The sequence below is a fragment of the Iocasia fonsfrigidae genome (genome assembly GCF_017751145.1).
In the GTDB taxonomy this organism is placed as follows: Bacteria; Bacillota; Halanaerobiia; order Halanaerobiales; family DTU029; genus Iocasia; species Iocasia fonsfrigidae.
Genome location: NZ_CP046640.1, coordinates 2,449,336 through 2,463,042 on the forward strand (window position 1 = coordinate 2,449,336; position 13,707 = coordinate 2,463,042).

A 13,707-nucleotide genomic window follows, 5' to 3' on the forward strand; every position below is an offset into this window, starting at 1 on the left:
TATCTGAAACTGTCAGCCTTTCCCAACTGTACGATTTCGAGGCTCAATCACTTTCAGGCCTATTACCTAACTGTCTACACTTAAATCAATAAATCACTTTATTGACTCCAAGACTCGCTACTGATGATTTGGCTTAATCTTATCAGGTAGGATTTCCACCTACTAAACTATATACCATTGCTCAGTCGTACCAGATAACGTCCCTGAGCTTCACGACGTCCTCGATAATAATCATAATTTCATATAAAGCATAAAATCTTACATAAGTCATCCCAAACCCTCATCTATTCACCTCAACTAGGATGTCGTTAAGCTCATGTTATGTGATGTTTCTGGCGGGCTCTTGACCTTTAGCTCTTGACCTTTAATTCTTTAAACATCTACTTTATAATTTAAAACTAATTCATCTCCTGTACTTCCTCTTATTCCCCAATTACATGCAGGCGTTTCAAAAATTGTTATCTCAATATCTTTAGGAGATATCTCTAATTCTTTTTCTATTTTCTCAAATAATAGTTTTATCAATTTCTTCTTAGTTTCTTTCTTCCTGCCTTCAAATATACTTATTTCAATTATCGTATAATTCCCACTTCTACTCGATGGAAAATAAAAATCTTCCTCTTTCATCGAAAAAAATCTATGAAACCTTTTATCTTCAGGATATTCAAATGCCTCAACTACACATGAATGAATTACATCTGATAAATCCTTTTTAATTGGATTTAAATATTTCTCTAAACCATATATCTTAATTTGTCCCATAATTTATTCCTCCTCTGATAAAATAATTTTCAAAACTTGATTTCCACCTTTTACAAATTCATAATCTACATCTTCCTTTTTAAAACTAAATTCTTTAAAATCTTTATCTTCCATAATTCTCTGAACAAAACCTGATTTTTCACTCTTTAAATTCACTAATGGAAATATCCTAATCTCTTTTTCAGTAATTCTTATTAATTCCTCTAATGTTCTTTTATGAAAATCATAATCTAAATGCTCATCATACATAAATAGAAAATGAGATACCAAAGAGATACTAAACTCCTTATCTCTAAAATTACTACTTGGATACTCAACAACTTTATAGTTAACACCTTTATTTTCTGAAAAGTCTTTTATAAAGGTCTTATATGCTGTTTCTCTATGTTTTTTCAAATGGTTTATATCATTGAAAAAATCCCATCTATAAAGTTCCTTAATTCCCTTCAACTTATGCATAACTTCTACTAAGTCCTTGGAACACTTATTCTCAATTTTATCAGAATTAAATTGATATATTCTATCACTACTTATCACATCATATCCATCTTCCCTAGCCATCGCTCCAAATGAAGATACACCAGAAGCAACATCTAAAATTCTTTCTTCTACTAAATTTAACTCTTCTAATGCAAACATCTTATAATATTCCTTAAAAGTCCTCCCAATTAAAACTATCTCTTCTAATTCTAATCCTCTACTCATCTAATCTCTTCTCTCCTCCTATGGTTTCAAAATTATTTTATAGCCAGAAATGTTACATAACGTATCCGTATTGCCGAAGTTTATCAACCTTAGTCAGACCTGACTTGGGTTGACAAATTTGGGTGAAATGACGGTAGGAATGGAACCGGCAATATTTTGTTAGGCGATCGTGGCTCAAATCTACCCAACATCTTTATTTGTATTTATTTCTTTAATTATCTCTGGAATTACTTCTAACGAATTAATAATAAAACCGTTCTCAACATACTCAATTTTTTTATCTGCTTTTCTATCAATTAACGCACCATATAGTCCAGAACTAATAGCTCCTATAAAATCTTTTTTATAATTATCCCCAATATATAAAGCTTCATAAGAATTAATATCCAAATCATTTAAGCATTTTTTGTATATCCTCTTATCAGGTTTAGATATACCTAAATCACCAGAAATAACTACTGTATTAAAATAATCTATTATGCCTTTATTTTTTAATTTCTGTCTTTGTTGATCTGAGTCTCCATCAGATATAATTCCAAGCAAATATTCATTTAGTAAGTCTAAACATACATCAGAAAATAAAGTCCAGTTATTCTCATAAGCGGATAAATAATAATTAAAATATTCTTTTGCTTCTGCACTAGATATATTTTCGCCAAACCTTGAAAAAACACCTTTTAATCTCAATATTCTTTGTTCTTGAAATGTAATCTCCTTTTTTAAATATTGTTCCACATACTTATCATGCTCTTCTTTCCATATTTCTTGAAATTCACTTAGTGTGATTCCCTTTTCAGCTATAAACTCACCATAAAAATCCTTACTTCCCTGTTTAATTGCTAGTGTATGACTAATTAAGGTATCATCAATGTCAAAGATAACTGCTTTTATCATTTTTTTATCTCTCCTTTACCCGCGTGAGCCATGTCGCCTAACGTCCCGCAGGTTTACGAAGTTGATGAGTCTTAGCGGTCAAGTAAGCGGGGCTTTACAACCCCAACTCCTCACAGAACCGTACGTGCCCTATTTAGGCATACGGCTCTTCACTCGATTATTCACCTAACATAACTAGCACCAGCACCTAATCTATATAAATTTACTTTTATTCTTGGCTTGACAATAGGATATTTCTCCAAGAATATTTCGAACTTCTCCCAGTCAAAGCTTTTCTTTTGACTGCGTCTGTTTAACCATTTATAAACTAGCTTTTGAACCTCATCATACAGGCTATCAATACTTTTGCTGTTATCTGATACTGCATAATAGTTGTATGTTCCTGTTAGTTTTCTGTTTAACTTCCTCATAAGTTCTTTTACTGGAAGAGTTCTATTATATTTTAGCCAGGATTTACATCTCATTATACTACGATGATATCGCTTATTACTTGTCTTTCTCTTTAGTCGTTTGATTCCATCCTTACATTTACCAATATAATGGGTAAATCCAAGAAAATCAAATGTGTCATTGTCATCATCAGCAGATACATTTACTATCTTAGTTTTCTCTTCTGATAACTCTAAACCGAATTTGGATATTCTTTCTTTCATTGCTTTATAGAAGTATTTTACATCTTCTTTATACTGTAGGCAAAATATTATATCATCTGCGTATCTCACCATATAAGCTTTACCCTTTAACTCTTTACGCATTGTTTTATTAAACCATAGGTCAACAACATGATGTAGATATAAATTCGCCATAATTGGAGAACAGACTCCACCTTGCGGTGTTCCTTGTGGAGTGTCATATTTTATTCCTGCCTCCATGACTCCAGCCCGAAGAAGTCTCGATATGAGTCGTTGTATATTAGGATCTTTAATTCGATGGTCAATGAATTTCATCATCCACCCGTGGTCTACATTATCAAAGAATCCTTTAATATCTGTATCAACTACATAGTTAATATCATCTCTGTTAACTATTCTTCCTAATATTCTCAAGGCATCATGACAGTTTCTTCCTGGACGAAAACCAAATGAACATTCAAGAAAGTCTTCTTCATATATCGCATTTAGAATCTTTGATAGTGCCTTTTGAACTAGTTTGTCTTCGTATGCTGGAATCCCTAGCGGTCTCTTCTTCCCATTTTCTTTTGGAATATATACCCTTTTCGCAGGTAATGGCCTATATGCCCATCTTTTCATTCTAGCTATTAAGCTCTTAACATTCCCTGGAAGATTCTTTCCATACTCCGCTTTTGTTACTTCATCTACTCCAGCTGCTTTGTTTCCAGCTAGTTCATGATGACATTTGACTATCAATTCATAATTAATTAGATGTATTAGTGATGTAAATCTTTCATTAGGTCTATTTCTAGCTACTTCAGCTATTCTTGCAAGTTTCGTTTCCACATTTTCACCTATCTCTGTGTATAGAATATGTTTCCCTTTTAAGATTAATCTTGTGTAATCGCCTTCCCATCCACAGGCATTACTCTGCTTCCTCGGTACTATGCGATTATCCGACTCCCTGTAATATTAGATGTCCTTACTTTGTTATCGCTTGGTTACATCCTATCTCTCTGCGTAGAAATTACAGGGCCTCCCAAGTTAACAATATCATATCTATGTATAGCATGCGGAGGTCTCCGACCCCGGGGTGTTATTGTATTCTCGCTTATCGAATACTATAATGTTGCCTTCTGCTCAGTCGACAGCATCGGCCTTTCCCAATCTCCAAGATTTCGAGGCTCAATCCCTTCAGCTAGATGCTTACCGCCTACTACCTAACTGTTTACGCTTAACATCTATGGTTACCCAATAAATGTCCAAAACTCGCTATGAGTGGTTTGCTAAACCTTCCTCAGTAGGAATCCCACCTACTATATGATATGCTCTTTTCTTGGCGCACCGACTGCGCTTGGCGAATCAATTTGGGCGAAACGATAGTGGAGCCGTAAACCTTGCTGTTATATGAAGTTTGGGCTCTTCACATATATATTATTTTTAGTTAATATCCCCGAAGTTTTCTCTTCCTAAATCTATTATTTTATGATAATTATTCCATGCTTCCGTAGCAGTATTATTTGCTTCACGTATTATTTTACTATATAAAACTGGATCATGTGACTTTAATGATCTATGTATTCTTAACATTTCAGTATTTCCAACAGTACTAGCATATTCTCCCAATAATGAAGTTAATTCTGTTAATTTTTTGTTAAGTTTCTTTATTAATACTTCAATTTCTTTATTTTTAAATTTAAATTCAGGATTATCTTTTTCAGACAAAAAATTATAAATCATTTCTAAATTTTCCCTAGAAAACTTATTGCCTAAATCTTTATCTTTTAAAAAATTTCTTACATTATTATAAGGTAAAACATCCTTTAGTCGTTTAAAAACAGCCTCATCTAATTTTTTATTATTATTTTTATTTTCTATTTCACATAGTTGTTTCTTATAATTATTTAATATAGTATCATATCTAAAAAATACCTTTATTAAAATCCAGATAAAGATAAATACAATGATTAATAACATTAGTAATGAAATTGACATGGATATTTCTCTGCTTAGTAGATCCTTCAAGAAACCTATTTTATTTTCACTATAATATTCAGGAGTATAAACAATTACAGCAAATACAGCCATTATAAAATAAATTAACTTTTCAAGCCATTTTAAAACTTTCCTTATTACTTCCATAATTCACCTCATTCTTTAATTTATTATAAACTCACGTAGCCCAAATTTCATATAACGTCCCGAGGGTTTAAGAAGTTCATGAACCTTAGATAGCTCATATCTTAGGTTCATGAATTTGGGTGCAGCGAAGCGGAACCTTAAACCCTCTGTTATGCGATGGATGACTGGTCTATTTTCTTAATTCTTACTCTGCAAATTATAGTAATTTTATATACAAATATTTTTTCTTTCTAATGCTTGTCTGATTTTAAAAATAAACAAATCATATTTATCATTTTCATTATTTTTTTCTAGAATATCAATTAATTCTACTAATGATTGTTTTACTTCTTTAATTTTTTCTTCATTTGAATTATCAATACAACTAATAATAAAATCAACAGCAAAACTTACCCTCTTAAGTGAATTTGCCTCTATCCCCTGTTTTGCAGACTTTATATAACCTATTAAAGCTGATTCATAATTTTTACTGGTATATAAATTATTTGCATTTACAAAATTTATTATAGAGTTAGTGTTTAATATTTGATTATCAAACATTTCTCTAAATTGACTTGTTTTTATATCTACTTTACTTTCAATATCATCAATTAATGACTGTTTAGCTTTTTCGATTTCTTCTTTGACAAACAGCTTTATTTCTCTTTCTTCGATTTTAAAAAGACGTTTTTGATACCAACCAATGAATATAGGAACAAGTATAGTAAGTATTAAAAAAAACCCACTAAGAATAACAATTAATTTATTCCACGAAGAATTATAAAAATTGTCAACTTTATTTATTATTTCAAGAATATCTGTAGCACTTTTATTTATTGTTGTTGCAAGTGCTATTAATATCATTATATTACCTCCTTTTCTACTACAATTATAATTAATAGCTTAAGTCATCTTTGGCATAACGTCTCCGTATTGCCGAAGTTCATGAGTTCTAGCCAGACTTGGCTTGAATTCATGAATTTGGGTGCAGCGACAGCGGAACCGGCAATATTTTGTTATGTGAAGTCACTCATTATCTTGTTATTTAACACTATCTTTCATAATATACTTAATAGCAATGATTAATAATGGCATATACATACTTGCCAGTAATAATCGTTGCCAAAGTCCACTTAAACCCACTATAGTATTTTGATACGATTCTTTTTCTGAAACTACAAATAAAACAAATAAAACAAGACTAATTAAGAAAAAAATAAGTGATATTATTGCAGTTGTATTATCATTACTCTTATACAAAAGAAAACATACTATTAACGGAATAAATGTCAAAGCTATAAATCCTAATCCTGACCCAATTCCATGAACTTTAGAAGCAAGAGTTTCTAATTCTTTACTTACATTTACACTAAATATACCAGATAAAATACCAGCACCTATTGCAAAAATCAATAGTAAAATAAATCCTATCATTGCATAACTTTTAGACACTGAAGAAAAAACAATATAAAAATTTATAGCAGAATAAATAAATAATAATCCTAAAATTACTAACCAAATATTATAAATTATTGAAACAGGACTTTGAGGACTACCCAAAACACTCATAACTTGTTTAGTATGGCTATATTTAGGATAATAGAACGACAATACATAAGCAACTATAAAATCTCCTAAAATTGCTATTATTAAAATAGCCCAACTTAACTTAGAATTCCATAAATTCATAAATAAACCTCCAATATAAATATTATACTTACGATTTCACATAACGTTTTTGTATTGCCGAAGTTCAAGAACCTTAGTCAGACCTGACTTAGGTTCTTGAATTTGGGTGTAATGACGTTAGGAATGGAACTGGCAATACTGTGTTAAGCGAAGTTTGACGGTTTTATGTATTTGATTTATGATCATTATCCCCAATTAAAGGACTATTCAATACCCTGAATTTTTTTTCATTATTCCAAACATTAATCAATTTTTCAAAGTTTTTATCAGGTTCTAACATAAGTTTTGCCAATTTATCTATTTCTTTAAATTCTTTTTCGGTCAATTGTTCAAATCTACCTGAAATATAACTTGGTTGGAAATTATAAGATATTTCATTATTCATCAAACTATGAAAATCATAAAATATTGCTCTAATTGCAGCTTCTAACCCATGTTGACCAGCAGCATAAACAATTTTATTACTATCTTTTCTTCCTGTTCTAATATCAAGCCATGTTTTTGCAGCCCAATCAAATTCATCATCAGGAATATCAAACTGACTAAAATCTAAATCATCAAAAAAACCATCAGCATCAATATTAATCCACCTATTTTCTTTTATACTCCAATATTGATTTATCCAGTGATCAGCACTAATATCAGGTAATAGATATGGTGCAAAGCCTGACCTGCATCGTGTTGGAACACCTTTTGATTTAAGAATTGAAGTCATTAACACAGATACATACCGGCATGTAACTACAATTTTGTCTTCCACAGCCCTATCTTTTTTAAATCCTCTTTCATCTAATCGTAAAAGTTCACCAACCATTGCTAAAGATGTTAAAAGAACATCATCATCACATCTTAATCTATGCCAAGGATATCTATCCATATCCCCGTATTTTTTATCAGAATTTGCACTAGTATTTCCATTTTTTAATGTTACTCTATGAATTACTTGGTGAGTTATTAAATTACCTAGTTCAGAAATGTCATCTGTTAATGATTTTAGAAAATCTACATAGCAACCTGGATTAGTATAAGTGCTAAATTGTAAATAATAATTTAATATTTTTTCTTTCATAATCTACCTCCAGTCAAATTTTGCTTAACGTAACCGTATTTCCGAAGTCCAGCAACCCTTAGATATCTCCTATCTTGGATTGCTGGATTTGGGTGCAGTGACGAAGGAACGAAACCGGAAATATTTTGTTAGGTGAAGTTCTGACTTTAACCCACATAATTATCTAGTTTTACAATATTATCCACTATTTTTTTAACACCATTTTTTTCAAATTTACTCTTTGTTGTAGTACCTGTTGTTACCGCAACAAAATCAACCCCTGCATTTTTAGCTGTCTTTAAATCAGTCATACTATCTCCAACATAAAGAATATCCTCTTTATTCTTCTTTAATTTTTTTATTGCTGATAATAAACCATCGGGACTAGGTTTGTTTTCTTTAACATCTTCTCCACCAATAATAATATCAAAATATCCTATCAATCCGTCTCTTTTTAGTATATTTTCAATCCTATATCTAAATTTTGTTGAAACAATTCCTAACATAAATCCTTTATCTTTAAGTTTTTCTATCTCATTTTTTATAGGCTCAAAAAGAAATGTCATTTCAGCCATTACCTCATCTGCTCGCTTAACAAATAGCTCACTAAACAGATAAAAATTATCATGAGAATGATATTTTTTATCTGTTAAACTTATAAAAGTATCTTTTAATGATAATCCAATTGTATTACTGGCATCTTCAAATGGTACACATGAAAGTTTCATATTATCTAGGGCATAATTAATACACTCTACTGTACCTTTTGAAGAATCAGCTAAAGTATAATCAAAATCAAATATTATTGCATCATATCTCATATCTTTTCACCTATCATTTGTTTATTTTTTTACATGCTTTTAAGCTATCGTGTCAGAATTTCACCTAACGTATCCGTATTGCCGAAGTCCATCAGACCTTAGATAGCTCCTATCTTGGTCTGATGAATTTGGACGAAATGACGGCAGGAATGGAGTCGGCAATATATTGTTATGCGATCGTTCCTGTCATCTTTTTATAACCACTTTTTAATTTCTGTAGGATATAAAATCTTTTCCTCATTTAAAAACTCATGCTTATCTATCCATAGAGCTTTTCCTATAGCTCCATTTTCATTTAATATCATTTCTTCTTTTTCATAATACTCGTTTGGCAATTTCACTTCATATATAAGAATTATTTCGTGTTTCTTTTCACCTTCAAACTCAAATATATTCTCTATTTTACATAAATAGTTAGCAGACAATATTTCCGCATTTAGTTCTTCCATAAACTCTCTTTTCAATGCCTCTTCACTAGTCTCCCAAAATTCAACCCCTCCACCAGGAAACCTATAAAAGTGAGTATCAGCTAGTGCATCAACTCCCTCTGTTACTAAAATTTCATCTTGTCTTCGGGCTAATCCTAATGTAGTTACTCTTATATATGGTTTTGTTTTTCTACTCCCACAACATATAATTTCTGTATCAAAAAATCTTTCTTGAAACTCTGTTAGTACTTCTATATCACTCTTACTATAACTATTTAAAGTTTTAGCAACTACTAATTTATCTTCATTATCATTTTTTCTTTTTATAACTGCTATAACTCTACCTCTAAACTTTTTAATAGGTTCAAATTCACCTAATACATAAGCATCTATTTCTTCTCCATCAGGTGCTAAAGTATTTGGAATATACCCGTAATTAATAGGATAGAAAAAATCGTGTTTTGGATGTCTTGAACCTAACGGTCTATCAATTTCCACATCAACTATGGTTCCTAAATATTCATTCATTATATTCCTCCAAATTAAATAACTGACAAAATCAACAGTCTACAGGAATGTCGCATAACTACTATCTTTACGTATTTCGTATAAATACAAAATTTAGATATATAACGAATTTCGTAAAGATTTATCTTTGCGTATTTCGTGAAGATACCCTTTGGCTGAAGTGTTTTATTGCAATATTTTACTAATTTATATAAATTGTATTACAACTTTTATATATTTGTCAATAATAAAGACTTACTCTTGCTTAATAACACATTATATTTTCACTGATTTTTTAGTAGTTGGTCTAATGGACTTTTAATCTTTTTATATTGCGTTTTACTTACATAGGTATATATTTCTGTAGTTTTAGTAACTTTTATGACCTAAAAACTCTTGGATATACCTGATATCAGTACCGTTTTCTAAAAGCTGTGTTGCAAATGAGTGGCGTAATGAATGAACAGATACATCTTTTTTTATATTTGCTTTACTAACTGCTTTTTTAAAAAGTTTTTGAACAGACCTTACGCTTAAATGTTTTTCTCCCCGTCCTGGAAATAACCATTCATAAATTTTATATTTTGCTCTATATGCTCGAAGATACAAAAGAGCAGTATCAGAAATAATTGTATATCTATCTTTTTTACCTTTACCTTGAGGAACTCCTTCCTTTAATTGCAAATTTTTTATTTTCCTTTTATTTTTTAAGGCATTTTTTTAATTAGAGTGAATTTAATAAGTTTAACAGGTAATAATAGAATTATCAAAACAATACACTTTTAAAACAAATTATTACTAATGTGATAATTAAAAAAGGAGACAAAACATGCTGGTTAAAGATCTAATTATAAAACAACTTGAGAAGTTTGGGGTAAAACACATATATAATTATCCAGGTGATACGACATTAAAATTCATATCTTCCTTAAAAGATTCAAATATAAAATTATTTTCACCTAAGCATGAAGGAACAGCTGGCTTAATGGCCTCTGCCGAATCCAAACTAACCGGAAATATATCTGTCTGTCTATCACATAGTGGACCTGGTACAGCCAATATTCTAAATGGAATAGCCGATGCAGCAAGTGACCGTGTACCCATGTTATTAATTAGCGGACAGGTAGAAACATATAATATGGGTACAAATTATAAACAATTTGTCAATCTAGCTGAACTAACAAACCCATTAACTGTATACTCATCTGTTTTAATTAATCCTGAAAGCACAATTGATCTGTTATACAAAGCTGTAAGTATGGCAATTGCTAGAGGTGGTGTCAGTCATATTATAGTACCTATGGATATATGGGACATGGAAAGTACCGCTACTTGTCGGGAATATCCTGAGCATCTGAAAGTAAAGAAAATACCAGACCCTGGTTTAATTCAAAAGGCTGTAGAAATAATCAATAAATCAGAAAAACCAGTAATTATTTATGGTAGGGGTTGTAAAAATATACGCAATGAACTGATTGAAATAGCAGAAAAAATTTCAGCGCCGATAATATCCACTCTACCTGCTGCTGGAATTGTCGATTATGGTTTTCCTTATGAAATGGGTGTTTTAGGTCATAGTGGTAATCAATATGCCTCTGAACTATTAAAAAAATCCGACTTAATAATAAAACTAACAGCGACCTGGTGGCCAAGCGATTATACACCAAAAGAACCGAATATAATACAGTTTGATACAGCAAAAGAAAACATAGGGGCTTCTCATCCTGTTACCCTGGGTATACCTGGTGACATCTCCCTTGCAATAAAACAATTAAAAACTAATCTAAATGAAAAAAATAATAAAATGTGGATAGATCATATGAATGAAATTAAAAATAAATGGATAAAAGAAGTAAACCAAGGCTATGCAGAAAATGAATGGCCTTTGTCACCATCACAGATTATCAAGGCCTTCAGTGAAAACTGTGATGAAAATGATATCATCTCCCTGGATTCAGGAGATAATGTTATTTTCTTTGGAAAATTTTTCGGCAATAAATGTAAGGATGTATTAATATCAGGAACATGGCGAACTATGGGGTTTGGTTTATCTGCTGCACTGGCAGCAAAAATAAACTATCCCCAAAATAATTCAATTGTAATAACCGGTGATGGCGGACTAACTATGGTAATGGCAGAACTTTTAACTGCTAAAAGATATAATCTACCAATCACCATTATTTTATTAAATAATGGAAACCTGTCCATGGAAAAAAATAGAATGATAGCAGCTGGACTCCCTACTGAAGAAGTAGAATTAACCAATCCTGATTTTGTAAAACTCGCAGAGGCATGTGGGATAACAGGAGTTCGTGTTGACAACTTAGATAACTTCAAAAAAATAATAAAAGAAACACATAATAATGAACAAGCAGTCTTAATAGATGTACCTGTTAGTAGTCCTATTATACCTGGTACCAAATTAATGTAATTTCTTCTTCGCACTACTATGATTTTCATGATTTTGGGGTATAAGTATATTTTACTAGCCAGTTATATTACTAAAGCAATTATCCTACAGCAAAAACAATAGTATCTGTTTACATATACAAGGCAGTGATAATCAAAAGTAAAATAAATATAACCAGCTAGTATTGTTCTATTTTAGACATGTCACCTGAGTTATCTAAAATACTGGGACAACAGCCCCCTTATATTCTTCTAAAATGAAATTCCTTATCTCCTCAGATTTCATTACCTTTACAAGTGTTTGGACTAATTCATCATTTTGATTTTTTTTGCTAACTACTAAAATATTAGCATAAGGGGATTCATCACCTTCAATAATCAGAGCATCTTTAAGGGGATTTAAACCAGCCTCAAGAGCATAATTAGTGTTTATGAAAGCAGCTGTTACATCAGGTAAAACCCTCGGTAGTTGTGCTGCCTCTAATTCCTTGAATTTCAATTTCTTAGGATTACTACTAATATCAAAAGGAGTTGCCTCTAGCTCATTTTCAGCATCTAATTCAATGTAACCCTTATTTGCCAGTAATAATAAGGCTCTTCCTTCATTTGAAGGGTCACTTGGTACCGCTATTATCCCTCCATCTGGTAATTCATCTATTGAATTAATTTTAGTTGAATATAAACCAAAAGGCTCAACATGTATTTTAGCAACTGATACTAGATTAAGACCGTGGTCTGCATTAAAACTTTCTAAATATGGGAGGTGCTGAAAGAAATTAACATCTATACTCCCATCATTTAAGGCTAGGTTTGGTGTTACATAGTCAGTAAACTCTACAATCTCTAATGTTATTCCCTCTTCTGCCAGAATTGGTTTAGCAAACTCCAGTATTTCTGCATGAGGTACAGGGGTAGCACCTACCTTAATAACCCTAGCCCCGGCCAGCACAGCAGTAGACCCACTAATTAAGATTCCTAAAACCAATACTAAAATTAATATTTTCTTCATCTTATCATCTCCATTTTATAATAGTTATTGAAATACCTGTTTATCTATGATCAAAATAAGCAGCCAATTTATTTCCAATCCATTGGATAATTTGAACTAATAAAACTAAAATCACTATCGTCTCTATCATTACTCCAATTTTAAACCTCTGGTACCCATACCTTATCGCTATATCTCCAAGACCACCTCCTCCAACTGCACCGGCCATAGCAGAATAGGCAATTAAATTAATCATTGTCAGAGTAATACCAAGTATCAAGGAAGGTAGTGATTCTGGTAGTAAAACCTTAAATATAATTTGAACAGGGGTTGCTCCCATTGACTTAGCAGCCTCTATTACACCAGGACTGATTTCCAATAAGGCATTATCAACAATCCTGCCTACAAAAGGAATAGCTGCAACTGCCAGAGGTACTATAGCTGCAGTAGTGCCAATAGAAGTACCAACTATTAATCTGGTCAATGGTATAATTGATACCATAAGAATAATAAAGGGTATCGACCGACCCAGGTTGATAATACTATTTAAGACCCTATTTATAATACCATTGGATAATATATGCCCCTTACGGGTTACAGCCGTCAATATACCCAGGGGTATTCCCAAAAGAACAGCTATTAACAATGAAACAAACACCATATATAATGTTTCTAAAGTACCATCCCAGACCAACTGATTATATTTACTCAACATTGCTAAAAT

Annotated in this window: 14 protein-coding genes and 1 pseudogene; 1 reads left to right on the top strand and 14 read right to left on the bottom strand. The window is 31.4% G+C overall.

The genetic code is table 11. The annotated features are described in order from the left end of the window. Positions 1-372 precede the first annotated feature (372 nt). From GM661_RS11825 to GM661_RS11875, 12 genes and pseudogenes are all read right to left on the bottom strand, one after another. The gene (locus tag GM661_RS11825) at positions 373-762 is read right to left on the bottom strand and encodes a tautomerase family protein (RefSeq protein WP_230867013.1); all 390 of its coding nucleotides are present in this window, start codon (positions 760-762) and stop codon (positions 373-375) included. 3 nt (positions 763-765) lie between these two features. Then, positions 766-1,467, bottom strand: coding sequence for a hypothetical protein (locus tag GM661_RS11830; RefSeq protein WP_230867014.1), 702 nt, complete (start codon positions 1,465-1,467; stop codon positions 766-768). Positions 1,468-1,647: 180 nt separating this feature from the next. Further along, a complete protein-coding gene (locus GM661_RS11835) occupies positions 1,648-2,361 on the bottom strand; it encodes an HAD family hydrolase (protein ID WP_230867015.1) in 714 nt (237 codons plus the stop codon). Positions 2,362-2,522: 161 nt separating this feature from the next. Then, positions 2,523-3,818, bottom strand: a complete 1,296-nt coding sequence (ltrA, locus tag GM661_RS11840; protein ID WP_230867016.1) for a group II intron reverse transcriptase/maturase — start codon at positions 3,816-3,818, stop codon at positions 2,523-2,525. A gap of 594 nt (positions 3,819-4,412) precedes the next feature. After that, positions 4,413-5,114 carry a hypothetical protein gene (locus GM661_RS11845; RefSeq protein ID WP_230867017.1) on the bottom strand — a complete coding sequence of 234 codons (702 nt, stop codon included), beginning with the start codon at positions 5,112-5,114 and terminating at the stop codon, positions 4,413-4,415. A gap of 207 nt (positions 5,115-5,321) precedes the next feature. After that, positions 5,322-5,957, bottom strand: coding sequence for a hypothetical protein (locus tag GM661_RS11850; protein ID WP_230867018.1), 636 nt, complete (start codon positions 5,955-5,957; stop codon positions 5,322-5,324). A gap of 177 nt (positions 5,958-6,134) precedes the next feature. After that, the gene (locus GM661_RS11855) at positions 6,135-6,782 is read right to left on the bottom strand and encodes a DUF998 domain-containing protein (protein WP_230867019.1); all 648 of its coding nucleotides are present in this window, start codon (positions 6,780-6,782) and stop codon (positions 6,135-6,137) included. A 163-nt stretch (positions 6,783-6,945) separates the two neighbouring features. Further along, positions 6,946-7,851: a transglutaminase-like domain-containing protein gene (locus GM661_RS11860; RefSeq protein WP_230867020.1), complete on the bottom strand. Its 906-nt coding sequence runs from the start codon at positions 7,849-7,851 to the stop codon at positions 6,946-6,948. A gap of 146 nt (positions 7,852-7,997) precedes the next feature. Then, positions 7,998-8,651, bottom strand: coding sequence for an HAD family hydrolase (locus GM661_RS11865; protein WP_230867021.1), 654 nt, complete (start codon positions 8,649-8,651; stop codon positions 7,998-8,000). Positions 8,652-8,845: 194 nt separating this feature from the next. Continuing rightward, a complete protein-coding gene (locus tag GM661_RS19215; protein WP_407929668.1) occupies positions 8,846-9,289 on the bottom strand; it encodes an NUDIX hydrolase in 444 nt (147 codons plus the stop codon). Continuing rightward, positions 9,284-9,607: pseudogene (locus GM661_RS19220) on the bottom strand (inorganic diphosphatase); the annotation flags it as partial. The gene GM661_RS19215 and the pseudogene GM661_RS19220, both read right to left, overlap by 6 nt. 348 nt (positions 9,608-9,955) lie before the next feature. Further along, on the bottom strand, positions 9,956-10,270 hold the full coding sequence (locus tag GM661_RS11875; protein ID WP_230867023.1) for a tyrosine-type recombinase/integrase: 315 nt from the start codon (positions 10,268-10,270) through the stop codon (positions 9,956-9,958). Positions 10,271-10,415: 145 nt separating this feature from the next. Between GM661_RS11875 and GM661_RS11880 the strand changes: the two genes are divergently transcribed. Then, complete coding sequence (locus GM661_RS11880; protein WP_230867024.1) at positions 10,416-12,017, top strand: thiamine pyrophosphate-binding protein; 1,602 nt, start codon at positions 10,416-10,418, stop codon at positions 12,015-12,017. Positions 12,018-12,212: 195 nt separating this feature from the next. Here GM661_RS11880 and GM661_RS11885 read toward each other — a convergent pair whose 3' ends face one another. Both GM661_RS11885 and GM661_RS11890 read right to left on the bottom strand, forming a co-directional pair. After that, a complete protein-coding gene (locus GM661_RS11885) occupies positions 12,213-13,004 on the bottom strand; it encodes a MetQ/NlpA family ABC transporter substrate-binding protein (RefSeq protein WP_230867025.1) in 792 nt (263 codons plus the stop codon). Positions 13,005-13,044: 40 nt separating this feature from the next. Next, a complete protein-coding gene (locus GM661_RS11890; protein ID WP_125992243.1) occupies positions 13,045-13,698 on the bottom strand; it encodes a methionine ABC transporter permease in 654 nt (217 codons plus the stop codon). Positions 13,699-13,707 lie beyond the last annotated feature (9 nt).

Coding starts and splice junctions, on each gene's coding strand:
- GM661_RS11850 (WP_230867018.1), bottom strand. CDS start 5,957: ATGATATTAATAGCACTTGCAACAACAATAAATAAAAGTGCTACAGAT.
- GM661_RS11890 (WP_125992243.1), bottom strand. CDS start 13,698: ATGTTGAGTAAATATAATCAGTTGGTCTGGGATGGTACTTTAGAAACA.
- GM661_RS11830 (WP_230867014.1), bottom strand. CDS start 1,467: ATGAGTAGAGGATTAGAATTAGAAGAGATAGTTTTAATTGGGAGGACT.
- GM661_RS11880 (WP_230867024.1), top strand. CDS start 10,416: ATGCTGGTTAAAGATCTAATTATAAAACAACTTGAGAAGTTTGGGGTA.
- GM661_RS11825 (WP_230867013.1), bottom strand. CDS start 762: ATGGGACAAATTAAGATATATGGTTTAGAGAAATATTTAAATCCAATT.
- GM661_RS11845 (WP_230867017.1), bottom strand. CDS start 5,114: ATGGAAGTAATAAGGAAAGTTTTAAAATGGCTTGAAAAGTTAATTTAT.
- GM661_RS11835 (WP_230867015.1), bottom strand. CDS start 2,361: ATGATAAAAGCAGTTATCTTTGACATTGATGATACCTTAATTAGTCAT.
- GM661_RS11860 (WP_230867020.1), bottom strand. CDS start 7,851: ATGAAAGAAAAAATATTAAATTATTATTTACAATTTAGCACTTATACT.
- GM661_RS11865 (WP_230867021.1), bottom strand. CDS start 8,651: ATGAGATATGATGCAATAATATTTGATTTTGATTATACTTTAGCTGAT.
- GM661_RS11855 (WP_230867019.1), bottom strand. CDS start 6,782: ATGAATTTATGGAATTCTAAGTTAAGTTGGGCTATTTTAATAATAGCA.
- GM661_RS11885 (WP_230867025.1), bottom strand. CDS start 13,004: ATGAAGAAAATATTAATTTTAGTATTGGTTTTAGGAATCTTAATTAGT.